This window comes from Ruegeria sp. H6 (assembly GCF_056532975.1).
On the sequence record NZ_JBQFOA010000003.1, the window covers coordinates 49,406 to 68,146 of the forward strand.

Below are 18,741 nucleotides of genomic sequence, written 5' to 3' on the forward strand. Positions count from 1 at the left end.
CGGATGCTACAGCCACGCCCGAAACGGTCCTAAAATGTCTCGCTATCTTTGACGGATTGCATCGAGACATGGGTCGATGTGCTGCTGACATGCGGCAATGTTGAAATTGTCCGACCTAAGACCTGACGGAACGTGCGCATATTGGACGTTCGGATCTTGATGAGGTAGTCGAAGGCACCTGCGATCATATGGCATTGTTCCACCTCAGGAACTTTTCCAACCGCCGTGTTGAACGCCGACAAGGCGGCTTCCGTCGTGTCAGACAATTTGACCTCAACAAAAGCGACCTGTTCAAGATCGAGCTTCGACGGGTTCAGGACCGCCTCGAACCCCAGAATGTACCCTTCTGCCAGCAGCCTCTTGAGCCTGACCTGACACGGCGTTTTTGACAATCCAACCCGCGCAGACAGCTCGGTCACGGGCAACCGGCCCTCACGGCTCAGAATCGCCATGATCTCACGATCAAATCGGTCTATCTGACTGTCTTGTTTCTGTATTTCCACTATTTGATCCGCCTTTATGGTATTTTTTGGTCTATTCGCCTCGATAGTAGTATGAATTAAGTCAACACGACCAAAGTGAAATCGCTATTCTGCTGACCAAACCGCGAACCGCAGGAATGAGTGGGGATCCCATGGCTGGACTGTCCAAAATCCGAGAAGAAATTCGCAGCAATCACCTGCGTGATGAGGCCGAGGTGCTGAGCGCGCTTCGGACAAAGGCTGGCATTTCTGCGCCCCTGCGCGCGGCGGCTCAAAACCGAGCGGTTTCGTTGATTCAGTCCATCCGTGCAGATGACAATCCCGGCCTGATGGAAGTGTTCCTGGCAGAATACGGTCTTTCCACCAGCGAAGGTGTGGCCCTGATGTGCCTGGCCGAGGCGCTTTTGCGTGTACCGGATGCGGATACAATTGACGCTCTGATCGAAGACAAGATAGCGCCATCCGCCTGGGGGCAGCACCTGGGTAACTCGTCCTCTTCACTGGTCAACGCATCAACATGGGCCCTGATGCTGACAGGCAAGGTCCTGCAGGAAGGGCATGGTGTGGTCGCCACCCTGAAAGGCGCCGTGAAACGCCTGGGCGAGCCGGTGATCCGCGCCGCCGTTGGACGCGCCATGAAAGAAATGGGCGCGCAGTTCGTTCTGGGCCAGACCATCGAAGAAGCCGTCAAACGTGGAAAGACAAAAGAGGCACAGGGATATACTTATTCCTACGATATGCTGGGCGAAGCGGCCCTAACTGCCGCGGACGCCGAAAGTTTTTTTGTCGCCTATCAGAACGCGATCTCGGCGCTGGCCAAAGAATGCCGATCGCAGGACATTCGTGAAAACCCTGGCATCTCGATCAAACTGTCTGCGCTGCATCCCCGGTACGAAGTGGGTCAGACAGATCGTGTGATGGCTGAACTGGTCCCGCAGACGCTGAAACTGGCCAATCAGGCCAAAGACGCGGGCATGGGGTTGAATATCGATGCCGAAGAAGCCGACAGGCTGGACCTGTCGCTGGATGTGATCGAAGCAGTGCTGCGCGATCCGTCTCTGGCGGGCTGGGACGGTTTCGGGGTTGTCGTTCAGGCTTATGGCAAGCGGGCTTCTTATGTTCTTGATTGGCTGAACGCGCTCGCCACCGAGTTGGACCGCAAGATCATGGTTCGCCTCGTCAAGGGGGCCTACTGGGATACCGAGATCAAGCGGGCTCAGGTCGAAGGTCTGGGCGGCTTTCCCGTTTTCACCCGCAAGGCGGCAACGGATGTGTCCTATATCTGCTGTGCCAAAAAGCTGTTGGGGATGTCAGACCGGATCTATCCGCAATTTGCCACACACAACGCGCACACGGTCGCCGCCATCCTAGAAATGGCCGAGGACAAACGCAGCTTTGAGTTTCAGCGCCTGCACGGCATGGGCGATTCACTGCATGATCTTGTGCTGGAAGGCGAAGGCACGCGGTGCCGTATCTATGCACCCGTTGGGGCGCATCGTGATCTGTTGGCTTATCTGGTCCGCCGGTTGCTGGAGAACGGGGCGAACTCGTCTTTTGTGAACCAGATCGTCGACGAAAGCGTTGCGCCTGAATCCATTGCGTCGGATCCGTTCGAAAGCACTCTGGCGCCGGAAAGCAATGCCGCCGTGCTGATGCCCGCCGACCTCTATGGTCGCGAACGACCAAACTCGCGCGGATGGGATCTGCATGACACCACTGATCTGGCAGAGATCGATCAGGCGCGCACTCCGTTCCAATCGAAAACCTGGGACGTTGGTCCGATGATCGCAGGCGATGTGGTCGGAGATCGGGTGCTGGATGTGATCAACCCGGCTGATCACGCAGATCAACTTGGCACAGCCAATCAGGCATCGGCAGAAGATATGGAAACCGCGCTTGGCGCCGCGTCCCCTTGGGATGCAGATGCGATGACCCGCGCCACCGCCCTGCGAAAAGCCGCCGACCTGTATGAAGAGAACTTTGGTGAGATTTTTGCGGCCTTGACCCGCGAGGCCGGAAAAACACCGTTGGACGCGATCGCCGAACTGCGAGAAGCCGTGGATTTCCTGCGCTACTACGCGGCGCGCGGGACAGAATTGGCGAACCCTGCTCGTGGTATTGTTGCCTGTATTTCGCCTTGGAATTTTCCGCTGGCCATCTTCACGGGTCAGATTGCTGCCGCGCTGGCAGCGGGCAACAGCGTGATTGCAAAACCCGCACAGCCGACAGCGATCATCGCCTCAATCGGTGTCCGCCTCATGCATGAGGCAGGCGTGCCGCGCACCGCCCTGCAACTGATCCCGGGCCGGGGTTCGGTTGTGGGTGCTCAGATGACATCCGATCCCCGCATCAACGGGGTGTGTTTCACCGGGTCAACCTTTACCGCGCAAACCATCAACCGCGCCATAAGCCAAGAAATCGATCCAGGCGCGCCATTGATTGCGGAAACCGGTGGCTTGAATGCCATGATCGTGGATTCCACCGCGCTGCCCGAACAGGCGATCAAGGATATCGTTGCCTCGGCATTCCAATCTGCGGGTCAGCGGTGTTCGGCCTTGCGCATCCTCTATGTGCAGGAGGACGTCGCAGACACGCTTTTGAACATGCTTTATGGTGCGATGGACGAGCTTGTCGTAGGCAATCCCTGGGACCTTCGCACGGATGTTGGTCCGGTCATCGACAGGGGTGCACAGCAGGAAATCCTGGACTACATCGAGGTCGCCCGGGGGCAAGGCCGTGTACTCAAACAACTGGCGGCGCCCAAAGAGGGAACCTTCGTCCCACCAACCGTACTGCGCGTTTCCAGCATTGCCGATATGGAAAAAGAGGTCTTCGGACCGGTCATGCACGTTGCGACCTTCAAATCGTCCGAGTTGGATCAGGTCGTCGACGCCATCAATGCGACGGGCTTTGGCCTGACATTCGGCATGCATTCCCGCATCGATGACCGGATTGAGCAGGTCACCTCGCGGATCAATGTCGGCAATATGTACATCAACCGCAACCAGATCGGAGCGATCGTCGGCTCACAGCCCTTTGGCGGCGAGGGTCTGTCGGGCACCGGTCCGAAAGCAGGCGGTCCGTCTTACGTCAGGCGGTTCACGCAGGGCCCGAGCAATAGCATTGCGGCTGAGCCCGGCAAGGCAGCCTCGCAAGCCGGTATTCAGGCTGCAATCAACGAAGCGGCAATGCCCGCACGGCTTGCCCTTGGTCGGACAGAGTTGCCAGGACCGACCGGAGAATCCAACGTGTTGTCGACTTACGGGCGCGGTAAGTTCCTGTGCCTTGGCCCAACGCTTGCTGCGGCCCGCCAACAGGCCGCCATCGCACAGGCCCATGGCTGTGCCGCTATCATCGTTGCCACCGGCGCGCAGGGTCCGGGAGCTGCGGACGGCACGATTGATCCCTCCTCGCTCGTGACGCTGGAAGGCATTGATGCAGTGGTTCACTGGGGGGCAGAACCCGATCTGCGCATCATCCGTAAAGCACTTGCTGAACGTGAAGGTGCTCTTGTACCTTTGATCACCGAAGAAGATTTTGGAGATCGCTGCCTGATGGAACGTCACATCTGTGTCGACACGACAGCAGCCGGTGGCAATGCCAGCCTATTGGCCGCTGTCAGCTGACATACGCAGGCGCAGGGGCAAGTGTCCGCCACCTGCGCCACAAAGGGAAGGTCATTCCGAATGCGTTTGGTTTTTTGCTGGGTGGCCACACATAGATCTGCCACGGCCTACGGACTAAACTGAGGGTTAAATATCGGTGGGGCGTTTGACAATCCACAGGTCTTGCCATTTGCGATTCAAAGTTTGCCCATCTCGGGTAGCAATCAACAAAGCTGTAATTGATCCACCAGGCAGAGCAAGCCAACAAGGAACGCTTTTCTGTCCGATGCTGCATCCTGCATGAAGGGCCGATACCTCGGGTGCGCGTCAAAAACGTGATAAAATCAATGGAGGTTTTCCCAAGAGTTTGTGGCGGAGATTTTTCATTGCTTTCCGGGGTTGTGTCGCAAGTGACAAAAACGACTGATTATCACAAATAGAATTTGTCCGGGGGTATATTTCTATCACGCAGGACTTTGTTGTTGTTTGCTTGGTGAACACAATCAGTTTTAAGCGCTCCAACCGCAAAAGAAGAGACAATCCGCTAAATGATGATGCGGAATTAAGTCAACCAGAAGCAGGGAGCACTGCCGGAATGGCAGTAGAACTACTTTCGCACAAATAGGCCGGACATACGGCGGAAATCCGGGCTTTCGCGTCGGTTCCATTGAAAAAACGGGCTGGTTTTGATATTGTTTTCGCATTGTTTGAAAAAATATTTTGAAAATTATTGGAGGAGCTGCGGATGAAATACGCTATTATTCCGGCTGCAGGGACGAAAGCACGCACCACCAGCAACAAGGCAGCCAAAGCCGATGGGTGGTGGGTTCAGTTCGGTGATACTCAATTGATTTACGCGGCCGCGAACAAGTGGGCTGGCGTTACATCCGCGATTGGTCGCGGTGGATTGGCAGCCGATGGTGAAATCAATAAGGGTGCCATGCATTTGGTCGTTCAAAAGGGACGCACCTTTCAACAGGCTTACCCAGACATTCCCGTGATCCTCGACAAGGGACGCTACCTTGTTGTTGACGTTCCCAAGGCGAAAGCCAAGACGCTCGTCCGTGATGACGAGACTTGCTTTGCCATCGAACCGCTGCAAGAGAATTCCATTGCATTTGAAGAGGTCACGCCGAAAGCCGCAACCACGCGAAGCGGCACGAGTGATCTGGTTGCAGCTTTGGATCAGGCGAGATTTATCGCAGATCTGACACACCTGGTGAGTTTCCCCACGCGTTTATCAACATCGTCCAATTATCAGGATGCCGCAGATTGGTGCCAAGGCCGCTTGTCCGGCATGGGTTATGTCACGAGCCAAGCGCCAGTGACCGTTCCGGGCGCCGGGCAGTCATCCAACGTCATCGGATTCAAGGCGGGCACATCGACGAGCCCTGATCAGGTGATCATCGTCGCGCATCTGGACAGCGTGAACCACCCGGGTGGCCCCACGTCACCCGCTCCGGGCGCAGATGACAACGGGTCTGGTTCTGCGGGCGTTCTGGCCCTTGCCCAAGCCATGGCCGGGGCGCAGTTTGAACATGATTTGACATTCATCCTTTTCGGTGGTGAAGAGCAAGGTCTGCACGGTTCTCAGCAATATGTCGCCGATATGAGCACGGCGGACAAAGCCCGCACCAAAGCCGTTTTGAACATGGATATGATTGGCCATGTGAATACGCCAGCGCAAACTGTTCTGCTTGAAGGCGCGTCGCTCAGCCAGTCTTTGATTGACGGACTATCCAGTGCAGCCGCTTCGTTTACATCGCTGAATGTGCAAAGTTCGCTTAATCCATTTGCATCAGATCATGTGCCTTTCCTGGATGCCGGTATCCCGGCGGTCCTGACCATTGAAGGTGCGGACAGCGCGAATGACGCGATCCATACCGAAAATGATACGCTTGACCGTGTCGACGTCGCTTTCGCGATGGAAATATTGCGTATGAACGTGGCCTTCCTTGCGGAGCAAGCCAGCGTGGTTGCCGGACAGACCACGCAGCCTGGCGAAAGTGGTTGTGGATGTGCTGGATGCGGGCCATCTGACGAGATGCGCCAGTTGGCGATGCACTATCAGATGCTTTTGGCTCAATACGCGCGCTTATCTGCTATGGGCGGATTGAACCAGAATGATCTTCTGCACATGCAACAGCTTCGAACGGAACACGATCGGCTGACAGGGCAATCTCAACTTTGAAGGAACCGAATGGGACAGACAGAAAAACTCACTGGCGCATGGGTCGAAATTCAAGAGCGCGGCGCAAAAGACCAACTGGTCCTGATGCGGGCAGATGCAAATGTTCCATCCAGCCGCGGCGGGCGGCGGCAATTGGAACTGGATCCGGAAGGCTGCGTTTTATCAATGGCACAAGGTGCGACTGATCGACTTGAGGCGCAGGCCGAGGGCGATTGGTCCATGATTGACGAGAACACTTTGGAATTGAAACTTGAAGGATGGGAGGGCGAATACACGGTAGAATCCATGACCGATACAGAACTGATCCTGAACCGGCGCTAGGTTACGGCGTCCGTGTCCCGGCCCTGTATTTAAGGGGCCTTATCGGGACCAGTCTGACTTTTGACGACAAGTTTTTGTAGAAAGAGGAGCAGCGCTATGGCTGACGAACACGCACACGAACACGGGAAGCCTTGCCGCGCGTGCGGCACGATGAAGAACCACCGTCGTCTTCTTGATACCGATCGAAACTATGCGCGGCGTTTGGCGCGAGCGGAAGACCACTGTTTCCGCGCGATCCAGTCCGGAATTACGATGCGACCGGGATGTACCCGCATTCCAGTTGTGGTTCATGTGGTTTGGAATACGCCCGATCAAAACATCTCTCAGGCGCAGATTGACAGTCAGATTGCCGTGCTGAACGAAGACTTCCGCAAGAAGAATGCGGACGTTTCCAATGTTCCCGCACCTTTTGCACCACTGGCAGGGGATGCGCGGATCGAATTTGTCCTCGCCAGTGAAGACCCCGACGGGAACCCCACCGATGGTGTCACACGCACACAAACGAACGAAACATCGTTTGGATCCAACGACGAGATCAAGTCATCGGCTTCGGGCGGTGCAGATGCCTGGGATACATCTGAGTATCTGAACATCTGGGTCGGACAATTGTCTGGTGGATTGTTGGGGTATGCACAATTCCCCGGTGGGCCGGCTGCAACGGATGGGGTCGTCTGCACCTATACCGCCTTTGGCAACACCGGCACGGCCCAAGCGCCTTTCGACAAAGGCCGGACAACCACACATGAGATCGGCCATTGGTTGAACTTGCGTCACATCTGGGGTGACGATGGGGGTGGTTGTAACGGGACAGACCACGTGTCCGATACCCCCAACCAAGGTGGTCCAAACACGGGCAAGCCAAGTTTCCCATCGGTTTCGTGCAGCAACGGCCCCAATGGCGATATGTTCATGAACTACATGGACTATGTGGATGATGACACGATGGTCATGTTCACCGAGGGTCAGATCGCGCGGATGCAAGCGTGCCTCGACGGCCCACGTTCGAGTATCGGTGAGACATTCTCGTGCAATCCGCTTATCCCCAAACCGATCGTTGGCGATCCAGGTGGCAAACCTCTCAAAGAGATTCCGAAGGACCTGCCCAAGGAACTCCCGAAAGATCTTGGGAAGGATGCCCCCAAAGACCCACCCAAAGATTTTGGTAAAGATTTCCCGAAAGATGGTCCAAAGGATCCACCCAAAGAATTGGTAAAGGAAGGCATCAAAGATGGACCCAAGGATCTTATCAAGGACGGTCCTTTTGATCCCGGTCCCAAGAACATTCGCGATGATCTGCCCAAAAACCTGATCAACGATCCACCGAAGTCCATCTTCGAAGGTCCGGCCAAAGGCATTTTTGAAGGGCCGCAAGTGCCTGGTGGTGGACTGCCGCGGCCACCTTTACAGCCAGTGCAGCCCGCGCAACCGATCATGCCATTTGTGCTTGGAACCGGAGCGGCGCCCAATGCAAGCACCGCAGCACCTCAGCCAGATCCGAATGCGTCTGCAATGTTGCAGCACTACGCTCAGCTTCTGGCAGTCTATGCTGATCTGTACCAGCGCGGCATGTTGGATGAACAGGGCATGATGGGCTGGCAACAGACCTACGCTGCATACGTCCAGATGGGTGGTCATTAGGGCCTCGCATCGCCCGGCGGTTTCCCTTCGCCGCCGGGCTCCTAGCCACTCTGCTTTTCTGGTGAATACCATGATCTTGATAATCACGTTTCCCAACAACGACCATGTGAACCGAGTGCTGCAGCATATCACCCAGCCGTATGCCTTGCTTGATCTGGCCGATTTCCCGCAGCGCGCCCGGATGCATGCCGCTGCAGGAGGGACCATGGACGCATTGTATTTGGATTTGCCCGATGGCCGTCGGATCGATCTGGATCAGGTGGGCGCGGTCTGGAATCGCCGGATCAGAGCATTCGACATTGATCCTTCAATTTCAGACGACACCGGGCGGCTTTTTGCATGGTCTGAAACAACCGAAGCAGTGAACGGGCTTTGGTATGCGATGGATTGCTTTTGGATGAACCATCCGACCGCCGACGAGATGGCGCTACGCAAAGTCACGCAACACCGTGTCGCGCATCGGCTTGGTTTGCGCGTGCCAGAGACCCTCGTCACAAACGGACCGGATGAGGCCCGCGCGTTTGTCGCACGTCATGAAAGAGCAGGTGTCGTTCGCAAAGCGTTCCGCAACATTCCCGAAGCGCCACGAGAAACCCTCAGAATTGGGCCTGCAGAGGTCGCGCAATTGGACGCCGTGCGTTTCGCCCCTGTGATCTTTCAAGAGTACATTCCCCTTGCCCTCGATCTACGCGTGACCTGCGTCGATGGAGAGATGTTCGCCACCGCATTCCGCAGCAGACCAGAGTATGAAGTTGACTACCGCAGCGGTATCGGCAGCGCCGAGGTGTTCCCATATACGCTTCCCGATGACATTGCGACTCGGCTGCAGGCACTGATGGATCATTTTGGCCTAAAATACGGGGCGGTTGATTTTCGCGTCACACCCGAAGGCGAACATGTGTTCTTCGAGGTCAATCCAGCCGGTGAATATCTTTTTGCGGCTGAACGAACGGGCCAAAAGGTCCCACAAGCAATTGCCGCAGCGCTTGACCGAAATGCCGGACGAACACCTATCCGCGAAGCTCTTGGGTGAGTTCAGTCGAAGATTTTTCTTGCTGGTTTCGGCACACAGGTTTTGGTCGATGGTTCGAGCCCGAAATAACTAATGCAGTGACACACACAATCGTTGCCGATAACGTGTTTGAGGCATTCTGGGTGATTTCATGACAAATCAGAAATCCGAAATCGAACGGCTTCGTGTTGAGCGTGATACTCTGAGAGGAGAACGTGATGCCCTCCATAAAGAGCTTTCGGGGCTAAAAAAGCATATCGAAGAAAGTGGATCCGCCGAGCTTAGATTACTCGCGATTCAGCTCTCGCGTGAGATCAAAGAAAAATTCTATGGCAACCTAAAGACGGTTCTCTGGATTTTGGCGATCCTTGTCGGTGTTGCGACCGCCGGAGGCTATTTCACCTTAGAGGCGCGTGTAACGGACGTGATCGAGAATTTCCAAGAGCGTACAGACGAAGCGATTGAGGGTATCGATAAAAAAGTGAGTGACCGCGTCGTGAGAGAGGTTGAAGCGCGCGAAGAAGACATCGCAGGTCTCACAGACAGCGTCATCGCCTCGGTTGTCGAGTTTCGAACAAAGGCTGCACTTGAGTTGCAGGCCGTTCGCAACGAGAAAGAAGAAACGATTAGCGAGTTTGCTGAAAGCGCTGAAGAGGTGCTGGCAGCAATTGAAGCTGAGCGAAGACGTGTCGAAAGCGAGGGTCGAGAGACCCGGGAGTATTTGATCGGCATAAGGGTAACACAAGCAGAGTTTGCTCAGGTCAACACAATCAGTAACGAAATTTTTAGGACGATTCCTGTAGTGGTCCATGTTGTTTACACCGGAAACCAAGGCAATATTTCAGATCAGCAGATTTCTAGTCAGATCCGCGCCCTTAACGAGGATTTTCAAGCGCGAAACGCTGATCTAATATCTGTTCCGGAGCCGTTCAAACCGTTAATTGGCAACGCTCGACTTGCTTTCGAACTTGCTCGCGTTGACCCTAACGGACGTCCCACAACCGGCATTGTACGGGTCGAAAGTGACAGAGCATCTTTTGACATTGAAGCCGTAAAGGCTGCGAAAACAGGTGGCTCCGACCCGTGGGACAGAGACCGCTACCTCAACATATGGGTGGCCGACCTGAACGGCGGCCTCCTCAGTGCTGCGCAATTTCCCGGAGGTCCGGCAGAAACCGACGGAATTGTGACTGCCCATCAGGCATTTGGCACAGAAGGTACCGTTCAGGAACCCTTTCATCTGGGGCGTGCAACAACGCAATCGGTGGCTCAATGGCTTGGCCTCCGACACATTTGGGGTGACGACGGCGATGGCTGCTCCGGTTCTGACTTCGTTGACGATACACCGAACCAAGCGGGCCCTAATTTCGGGGTTCCCGCCTTTCCAAGTGTTACATGTGATAACGGCCCTGCTGGCGACATGTTTATGAACTTCCTCGATTACACTGACGACAACGTCGCCGTAATGTTCACAAAGGGACAGGTATCACGCATGCACGAAACGCTTATTCGAGACCGCGGTGAACTCGGCTTGTAATGACGAGTGATCATTCACTGTTTCAACAACACACACTGTGCCATTTGACCAAAACCAAAATGGTTTTGTCACCGGAAAACACAACCGTTTGTGACATATCCGGAAACACCAAAGTAGACATTGGTGAAGCCGCAGCATATCGACGGTCTGTCCGCAACCTATGAGTTTGTTCCCAGAGCCAACATAGTTCCTAACGACTGCAATCCGGCACGTGACAAACAGGACCGTTGTTAAGGAACGGCCCCTCTTGCCGATCTGACTTAGCATTAAATTGGCGGATCGATCGCCGCAGGAAAACTACGGGTGCTAAATGGTAGAGCTTTGTGGCTCTCAATATTTGCAGTCTTGCGAATGCTCTCAGAAATATTAAACACTGCTTAACAAAGATGTACCTGTTCGACATATGCTGAAAGATCAGCTTATGCTTTAGGGAACCAAAAGCAGTGTCCATACGAATGCTCAGAACCCTGATCGCGGTTGAGAAAAACCAGACCTTCAGCGCCGCGGCGGATGAGGTCCATGTGACCCATGCCGCCGTTAGCCAGCAAATGCGCGCGTTGGAGGATGATTTTGGAGTGGCTCTGTTCGACCGGTCGAAACGGACACCGGAGCTGACCCCCATCGGCAGGGCCATTGTTGCCAAAGCACAAGAGGTTGTCAGTGCCTATGACGATATCGTGCCATCTGTTCTTGGGGATGAGGGCCTGAGCGGTGACGTTTCGCTGGGCGCCTTGCCGACATGTTTGACAGGTTTGGCACCGCTGTCGGTCAACCTGTTGAAGAAAAAGTTCAATCACCTGCATGTGCGCGTCAATCCTGGCCTGACCATGCCGTTGATTGCAGAGATTGAACGCGGTCGTCTGGATGCGGCGATTGTCTCTCGTCCACCGTCGCTGCCAGCACAGTTGACAGCCAGGTATCTGGCGGAAGAGCCGATGCAATTGCTGACCGCGCTCAACACGCCCGATGATGATCCCCTAAAACTGATCGCAAATAACCCGTTCATCCGCTTCAACCGGAACGCTGTTGTGGGGCAACTGATAGAAAACTGGCTGCAGGACATGAACTTGCGCGTTAATGAAACGATGGAGCTGGAAAGCCTTGAGGCAATTTCAAGCATGGTTGCGGCCAATCTGGGGGTCTCAATCGTGCCGCAGACCTGCGTCAAAAGCTCAAACCCCATGCCGATCAAACGCATCCCGTTAGGTGACAAGGCACCCAGCCGGGAATTGGTGTTGGTCTATCGGTCTGACAATCCGAGAACCCGCATTCTTGAGGCGCTGCATGCCACGATGCTTGAGGCCATTTCGATTGGCCGCCTCGAAATAGACCCACCAGCCGGAGCATGATTGCGTGAATACCCCGGATTACCTTCTAGTGCTGGCAGGTGCTGCAGCGGGCGGGTTCGTCAATGGCCTGGCTGGATTCGGTACGTCGTTGTTTGCACTTGGCTTTTTCCTCAGCGTGTTGCCGCCCACCCAGGCCGTGGCGCTGGTTTTGCTCTTGTCCGTCGTAACCGGGTTGCAAGGTATTTGGGTGGTTCGCGCGGCGATCCTGGACAATCCCAAACGCCTGTGCCGATTTCTGCTGCCCGCGCTTTTCGGCATCCCCTTGGGCGTTCAAAGCCTGCGCTATGTGGACGTTCAATCGCTGAAACTGGTCATCGCCGGTTTTCTGCTGATCTATGGTGGTTTCTTCATGGCACGCCGCAACCTGCCCAAGTTTGACCGACCGACGCCGACCGTCGATGTAACGGTTGGTTTCCTTGGCGGATTTCTTGGTGGGCTGGCCTCGCTGTCAGGTGCGCTGCCGACCATGTGGTGTTCCATGCGGTCCTGGCCCAAGGCGGAAACGCGGGCGGTTTTGCAACCTTACAACCTGTGCGTACTGGGCTTAAGCGCGGTGTTTCTCGCCTTGCGCGGGGCGTACACGCCCGAAACCCTGCGCTATGCAATGATCGCTATACCTACAGCGTTAGTGTTCGCCCAACTCGGCATCATCGTCTTCAAACTTGTGCCGGACAGGGTGTTTCAACGTCTACTGATCGTTCTGTGTTTTGTTTCTGGCCTGATCCTGATGGCGCGAGAGCTGCTGTAGGACAGCAGACACGTCACCCGATAAGCTCATCACCCCGATCATCGGTTTCGCCGAACCGCTTGAGAACGGCTGGCCTTGTGCCTTCATAGACGCGGCGGAGGTTTTCGCTGATCCGTTCGTTTTCGCGCTCGAACAGGCAATTTCCCTCAAGATCCGAGGCGACGATGAAAGGCCCCATCTTGTTGCATCGGATCACCCACATGGCCTGCGCCAGTCCCAGCTCTTCGTTCCAATGCACGGCTTCGACGTTTTCGACCCCACGCCCCAGCAGCGCGCCGGTGCCATAGCCAACGGTGGACAGATAGACCGCACCGTTAGGAACAAAATACTCCTTGTAGTCCTTGGACGACATCCCGCCCTTGCCAACGATCAGTTTCGCACCCGTCCTGGCCATCCATTCAGGCAGCCATTTGGCAAACCGGAATGAGGCCGTGGCCGTCACGGCACCCATATCAAAACTGCCATCGGTGCGGATGGTAGCAGCAGGGGAGCAATGAAAGTTCGCGGCTGACTCGGCGGGCAATTCCATCGGGATATTGGCCTTGTCCTCCAACGCCCGCATATACACGCCTTCGCGCGCAGTATAGAGCAACCCGTCAAGATAGACGATGTCTCCCAACTTCAGGTTGGCAATGTCTTCCGCGGTCGGAGTTGTGGACAGGCGGACCTCTCGCAGTTTCATGCTGTCGCCTCCAGTGCCTCAGGCATCCAATCGACGGTTTCACGTCGCTGATAGGGGGTGAACCAATCGGGATCGGTGCGGAATTCAACCCGCCCGTCGGGCCAGAGCCGCGCAACTGCACGGCGTGAAGACAGGCAGAACGCGTGAACCGACATTTGCATCCCGCCGGTGTGGCAATAACCCACCTCGATGTTGCAATCGATCACCATGTTCTTGCCGACAAAACCCATCGCGCCCATGCCGATCGAGTTGCCCAGCTCTTTGAACTCATCCTCAAGCGCCGCAATCCTGGGGTCCGAGTTGCGACTGCCGACCGTGCGCAGCGTTGCGGCACGTTTTCCAAGCACCATGCAGGTGTCTTTCGAACCACCCAACCCGATACCGATGATCGCAGGCTGACACGCCAACCCGCGTTTGCCAAACGCCACCAGACAATCCAGATAGAACCGTTTGATGCCCTCAATCCCGTCCGAGGGGAACAGCATACGGTAGTCCGTTCCAAACAGACCACCCTTGTGCACGGTGATCAGATCAATCCAGTCGCCTTCCGGTTCGAACCCATATTCAATCTCGGGCGCGCCAATACCCACATTGTTGTTGTGGTCAGTCCGCCACAAGGGATGCACACGATTTGGCCGCAGCGGCACACCGTTGGTGGCATTGGCCGTGGCCCGGCGCAGGGCCGTTTCCAGTGCGCACATGCCGCCTTCGACCCGGGCTTCGTTGCCCATTTTGACAAACCAGCGCGGTACGCCGGTATCGCCACACATGGCGCGACGGTCCTCTTTCGCGGCCTCATAGTTTTCCAACATCGCTTGCAGCACAAAGGATGAAAGGTCGCCATCTTCGGTCGCGGACGCAGCTTTCAGCCCGGCCAGATAGTCCTCGGGGATTTCAATGGCCGCCTTGTCCATAAGGGTTTCAGCTGTCTTCTGAATCAGATCGATGGCTATCATTGTTGCGTTACCAGTGTTTCGGGTTCGCCGTCGGTCAGGATGCTTTCACCCGGGCGAACGATGGAAAAATCGACTTGCTGCCGCGTGACCTGAACCGCGCCCTCTTGCTGCCGTGCCACAGTGAAATACGAGGCATCCAGATCGCCCGGCTCTGGGAAGTCCTCGCGGAAATGCGCCCCGCGAGAGTTTTCGCGGGCCAAACCCGCCTTGGTGATCACCTCGGATATATCACAAAGCGACCGCATGTTCAGCCAGTCGTGCCAAGTCAGGTTGAACGCCAAATTGTCTGCGGCGACACCGATCTCCATCAGTTCGTCCGAGATATCTGCGATCTGGCCCAATCCACGCTCCATCCCGGCTTTGGTGCGCATGACACCCACATCGTCCCACATGACGTCCTGCAAGGTTCGGCGCAGAGGTTGAATTGGCGCGGGCGTTTTGCCCAGCGGATAGCAAGCGCGTTCGATTTCAGCCGCCAGAACATCCTCATCCGGGTCGCGCAGCGTGGCCATCTTGCGAATATCAGCGCCCATCGTATCACCTGCGATCCCACCATAGACGGTCGAGTTTGCAACCCCATTACCGCCCAATCGGTTCGACCCATGCGCCCCGCCTGCATCCTCACCCGCCACATAGAGCCCTTCAAGGCCCGTGCGAGTATCCACATCGACGACAACTCCGCCCATGAAGTAATGGGCCGTTGGCACAACCTCGACCTTATCGGCGGCCAGATCAAAGCCACTGTCGGCGCAACGGTTGACCATGCCCTTGAACTTCTTGCGCACATTGTCCGGGCCCAGATGGGACATCGAGATAAACACGCCCTCCTGCTTGGGGTTGTTGTTCTTGCGCATCTCGGCATAGATGCCGCGGCTGACCACATCCCGCGTGGCGCGCTCGCCCAGCCCATCATAGTCGAACATGAACCGCTGACCTGCATGGTTGATCAGCTGACCCCCGGCTCCTCGCAAGCCTTCTTCAAGTACGGTGCCGGTCATCCGGGTGTGATCCCCTGCCAGCAGTCCGGTCGGGTGGAATTGCACCATCTCCATATCGCGCAGGCGTAACCCTGCACGCAGCGCCATCGCCAACCCGTCCATCGTCTTGTCACCGGAGGGGGTGTGATACTTGTACATGGTCGGGCCACCGCCCGTCGCCATCAGGACGGTTTTTGCGCGCACAAACCTGAAACGTCCGGTACGCATATCGATCATCAGCACGCCTGCCAAGGCCGCACCATCGCGGGTTGGAATCAAACCGATGGCGCGATGTTCCTGCATCTTCTCCACGGGTTGGGACAGGACCTGTTCCATCAGACGGTTGATGATCTCGATCCCTGTCAGGTCGCCCTTGTGCACGGTCCGGTCAGCGGTTTGCCCGGCAAACGCTTTTTGATGAAGGGTGCCATCTGGATTGCGGTCGAAAAAACAACCGACCTCATTTTCCAATTCGCGCACCCGCACGACCGCCTGTTCGCACAACCGCCACGCCATGTCCTGATTGGGCAGCCATTTGCCGCCCTGGATCGTGTCCATAAAATGCCGCTCGACCGTGTCGCCCCCGCCAAGGGCAACGTTGTAACCGCCCTGCACCATCCGCGTGCAACCGCATTTCCCGATCAGACCTTTGACGGCAGTCGTGATCTTTGTACCTGGCGGGGCCGATTGCTGCGCGTGAAGGGCGGCGAACAACCCTGCACCTCCGGTTCCAAGGATCAGGATATCCGTGTCATGCCTGTCTATCTGGGGTTTGACTGCCATGGCTCAGATCGCTTGCAAAAAGAATATACCGGACACAAAAAGCGACAGGCCAACCGCACTTGCGGTCAGTGATTTCTGCCGGTTGCTCCAGGGCAGGAACTCCAGCGCCAAAAGGCGCAGCCCGCCGAACATGTGGACCGACAGCAGGAATACCAGCCCGAATTCGGCAATTTTGACCAAAGGGTTGTCGGCGAATTGCAAAAGGCCGTCCAACCGCTGCGGCTGGGTCAGCGCCAACGACAACAACCAGAAATGCACCGGCAGAAACAGCGCAAGCACCACGCCTGACACTCGGTGCAGCACAAAGGCCAGCCACAGGGGATGAGCGCGCGCGGGACGCCTCATACCATTGTCACGGCCATCACGGCGCGTCCCCCCATGTAAAGAAGACCCAGACCGGCACCCCAAGTCAGCGTCTGCAGCGTATTCCTGCGCAAGCCCAACCATTCATGCGCGACAACACGCAGGCCAATCGCCGCGTGTATCGACACCGCGATGACAAAAAGCCCGTAGAACAGAAACCAAAAGATTGAACCCTGCGTCCGCGACAGAATCTCCGCCGCGCTCAGACCGCCTTGTATCGCATAGATCATTACGGCGATGTGGCCCAGCACCAACGGAGCCATGACCATCGCGCTGATCCGCTGCGCCAGATAGAGCCTCAGATCAAGCATTCCTGCGTCTCTTGAAGAAGGACCTTGCCGTTTCCCGTTTCAAACCGGCAATTGCGGCCATCGGGTCCAGGTCGTTCGGGCAATAGTGCGTGCAACTGCCCATCGCGTGGCAGTTATGACATCCTGCCACGCCAGAAACTGCGTCCAACATCGCCTGCTGGCTGTCATTCCTTGTGTCATTGAACAGCGTCCAGGCCCGTTGAAGCGCGGCGGGACCAAGATAATCGGGATTGCCCGCAACCGTGTCGCACGCCGCGTAGCAGACAGAACAGTTGATGCATTCGATCCCGGCATCGGCCTCGGCACGCTCGGCGCTATTGGGATCGATCCGCGCAATCTCATCCTCGCGCGTTTTGCTGGGGTGATGCTTGCCTTCTGCAGCCACCCATTTGTCAAAGAACGGGTCCATGTCCACCGCCAGATCCTTGATCACAGGCAAATTGCGAAGGGGCGCGAGATGCACCTTGTTGCCGTCCAGTACTTTTTTGACATGCGTCCGACAGGTCCAGCGCGGCTCACCATTGACCATCATCGCGCAGCTGCCGCACATGCCGACGCGACAGGCAAACCGATAAGCCAGAGTCGGGTCGCTGTACTGTTGGATCCACGACACGACGTCGAGGATCGTCTGGTTTTCATGCGCGGGAACATCAAACACCTCGGCTTTGCCGCCGCCTTCCCCACTTCGCTGAACGGTGACCTCAAGATGCACCTGATCCGTCCTTTTCAAATCGACCTTTGGATTGCGACCGCCTTCAGATCAGCTATACACCATGAGTTTTTCTAACCGAAATTTAGATTTGTTTATATTTTATGTAAGTAAATCTGACAATCAGTGTTCAGCCTTGGAATGCGTCACCAAATGCCCATAGTTTCTGCAACCGCCTTTTTTGCCGAGCCATTTATGAGTAACAATGACACCGTATTGCAGGCGCTGCGCGCCAAGTTTGGAAAGGACTCGCTGCCGGCCCAAACTGATCTGGACCTGTCCGCACTGTCCCACCTTGCCGACAGAGGATCATGCCGGGCGTTTACATCCGATCCTGTCCCGCGACAGACCATTGATATCCTGTGCGCGACGGCGCTTGCATCCCCGACCAAAAGCGACCTGCAACAACGGGACATTATCGTTGTCGAAAACCCGGCACTTAAATCCGAGTTGCTGACCCTGGTTGCGCATCAGAGTTGGACGCTGGATATCCCACATCTTTTGATTTTCTGCGGGAACAACCGGCGGCAACGATTGTTGCATGATTGGCAAAACATACCTTTCGCCAACGATCATCTCGACGCATTCTTTAATGCCACTGCCGACGCGGCCATAGCGCTGGGAGCATTCTGCGCGGCGGCGGATTCTGTCGGACTTGGCTGCTGCCCGATCAGCGCAATCCGGGACCATGCGCAGAAGGTCAGCGATATGCTGTCCCTGCCCGATCATGTGTTCCCCTTTGCGGGGCTCGCGTTGGGATATCCCAAAGCGGCGGAACCGCAAAACAGCCTGCGCCTGCCGCTTTCGGTCACGGTACACACTGACCGCTACCAAGAAGGTGATTTACAAGACGTGGTGCGCGCCTATGATCGCGACCGGGCACAAACACAACCCTATGAACATCAGCGCTTTTCGGACCGCTATGGAAGGAGCGACACCTATGGCTGGAGCCTCGACAAAGCGCGCCAATACAGCGTTGGTGAACGCGCGGGATTTGGCGACTTCGTTCGCGCCAAAGGGTTCAAGCTGTGACACCCCCGCGCGTCTGAACGCGTCCAGCGGCGACAGTATGCCCGC

General features: G+C 56.2%; 16 protein-coding genes. 9 read left to right on the forward strand and 7 right to left on the reverse strand.

Annotated elements, in window-relative coordinates; all coding sequences use genetic code 11:
• Nucleotides 1-29: 29 nt before the first annotated feature.
• Entirely contained in the window at nt 30-503 is a 474-nt protein-coding gene (locus ACR0AG_RS08170) for an Lrp/AsnC family transcriptional regulator (RefSeq protein ID WP_480837799.1), read from the reverse strand.
• A 131-nt stretch (nt 504-634) separates the two neighbouring features.
• Between ACR0AG_RS08170 and putA the strand changes: the two genes are divergently transcribed.
• From putA to ACR0AG_RS08210, 8 genes are all read left to right on the forward strand, one after another.
• On the forward strand, nt 635-4,108 hold the full coding sequence (gene putA / locus ACR0AG_RS08175; protein WP_480837800.1) for a bifunctional proline dehydrogenase/L-glutamate gamma-semialdehyde dehydrogenase PutA: 3,474 nt from the start codon (nt 635-637) through the stop codon (nt 4,106-4,108).
• 724 nt (nt 4,109-4,832) lie between these two features.
• Entirely contained in the window at nt 4,833-6,278 is a 1,446-nt protein-coding gene (locus tag ACR0AG_RS08180) for a M28 family metallopeptidase (protein ID WP_480837801.1), read from the forward strand.
• A gap of 9 nt (nt 6,279-6,287) precedes the next feature.
• Entirely contained in the window at nt 6,288-6,599 is a 312-nt protein-coding gene (locus tag ACR0AG_RS08185; protein ID WP_480837802.1) for a hypothetical protein, read from the forward strand.
• A 96-nt stretch (nt 6,600-6,695) separates the two neighbouring features.
• Nucleotides 6,696-8,237 carry a M43 family zinc metalloprotease gene (locus ACR0AG_RS08190; protein WP_480837803.1) on the forward strand — a complete coding sequence of 514 codons (1,542 nt, stop codon included), beginning with the start codon at nt 6,696-6,698 and terminating at the stop codon, nt 8,235-8,237.
• Nucleotides 8,238-8,307: 70 nt separating this feature from the next.
• Entirely contained in the window at nt 8,308-9,270 is a 963-nt protein-coding gene (locus tag ACR0AG_RS08195) for an ATP-grasp domain-containing protein (protein WP_480837804.1), read from the forward strand.
• Between the two features lie 130 nt (nt 9,271-9,400).
• Nucleotides 9,401-10,786 carry a zinc metalloprotease gene (locus ACR0AG_RS08200; RefSeq protein WP_480837805.1) on the forward strand — a complete coding sequence of 462 codons (1,386 nt, stop codon included), beginning with the start codon at nt 9,401-9,403 and terminating at the stop codon, nt 10,784-10,786.
• Nucleotides 10,787-11,241: 455 nt separating this feature from the next.
• A complete protein-coding gene (locus tag ACR0AG_RS08205) occupies nt 11,242-12,135 on the forward strand; it encodes a LysR family transcriptional regulator (RefSeq protein WP_480837806.1) in 894 nt (297 codons plus the stop codon).
• Between the two features lie 4 nt (nt 12,136-12,139).
• Nucleotides 12,140-12,883, forward strand: a complete 744-nt coding sequence (locus ACR0AG_RS08210) for a sulfite exporter TauE/SafE family protein (protein WP_480837807.1) — start codon at nt 12,140-12,142, stop codon at nt 12,881-12,883.
• Nucleotides 12,884-12,896: 13 nt separating this feature from the next.
• Here the strand turns inward: ACR0AG_RS08210 and ACR0AG_RS08215 are convergent, their stop codons facing one another.
• The 6 genes from ACR0AG_RS08215 to ACR0AG_RS08240 are packed head-to-tail and all read right to left on the reverse strand — an operon-like array spanning nt 12,897 to nt 17,667.
• Nucleotides 12,897-13,565 carry a fumarate hydratase C-terminal domain-containing protein gene (locus tag ACR0AG_RS08215; protein ID WP_480837808.1) on the reverse strand — a complete coding sequence of 223 codons (669 nt, stop codon included), beginning with the start codon at nt 13,563-13,565 and terminating at the stop codon, nt 12,897-12,899.
• A complete protein-coding gene (locus ACR0AG_RS08220; RefSeq protein ID WP_480837809.1) occupies nt 13,562-14,521 on the reverse strand; it encodes a fumarate hydratase in 960 nt (319 codons plus the stop codon). The genes ACR0AG_RS08215 and ACR0AG_RS08220 overlap by 4 nt, the downstream gene beginning before the upstream one ends.
• Nucleotides 14,518-16,281 (reverse strand): L-aspartate oxidase, encoded by a 1,764-nt coding sequence (locus tag ACR0AG_RS08225; protein WP_480837810.1) that lies wholly within the window; start codon nt 16,279-16,281, stop codon nt 14,518-14,520. Before ACR0AG_RS08225 ends, ACR0AG_RS08220 begins: the two co-directional genes overlap by 4 nt.
• 3 nt (nt 16,282-16,284) lie before the next feature.
• Nucleotides 16,285-16,626, reverse strand: coding sequence for a succinate dehydrogenase, cytochrome b556 subunit (sdhC, locus tag ACR0AG_RS08230; RefSeq protein ID WP_480837811.1), 342 nt, complete (start codon nt 16,624-16,626; stop codon nt 16,285-16,287).
• On the reverse strand, nt 16,623-16,955 hold the full coding sequence (locus tag ACR0AG_RS08235; RefSeq protein WP_480837812.1) for a succinate dehydrogenase: 333 nt from the start codon (nt 16,953-16,955) through the stop codon (nt 16,623-16,625). The genes sdhC and ACR0AG_RS08235 overlap by 4 nt, the downstream gene beginning before the upstream one ends.
• On the reverse strand, nt 16,948-17,667 hold the full coding sequence (locus tag ACR0AG_RS08240) for a succinate dehydrogenase/fumarate reductase iron-sulfur subunit (protein ID WP_480837813.1): 720 nt from the start codon (nt 17,665-17,667) through the stop codon (nt 16,948-16,950). The genes ACR0AG_RS08235 and ACR0AG_RS08240 overlap by 8 nt, the downstream gene beginning before the upstream one ends.
• 192 nt (nt 17,668-17,859) lie before the next feature.
• Here ACR0AG_RS08240 and ACR0AG_RS08245 point away from each other — a divergent pair, with 192 nt between their 5' ends.
• Complete coding sequence (locus ACR0AG_RS08245) at nt 17,860-18,696, forward strand: nitroreductase family protein (RefSeq protein WP_480837814.1); 837 nt, start codon at nt 17,860-17,862, stop codon at nt 18,694-18,696.
• Nucleotides 18,697-18,741: the final 45 nt, after the last annotated feature.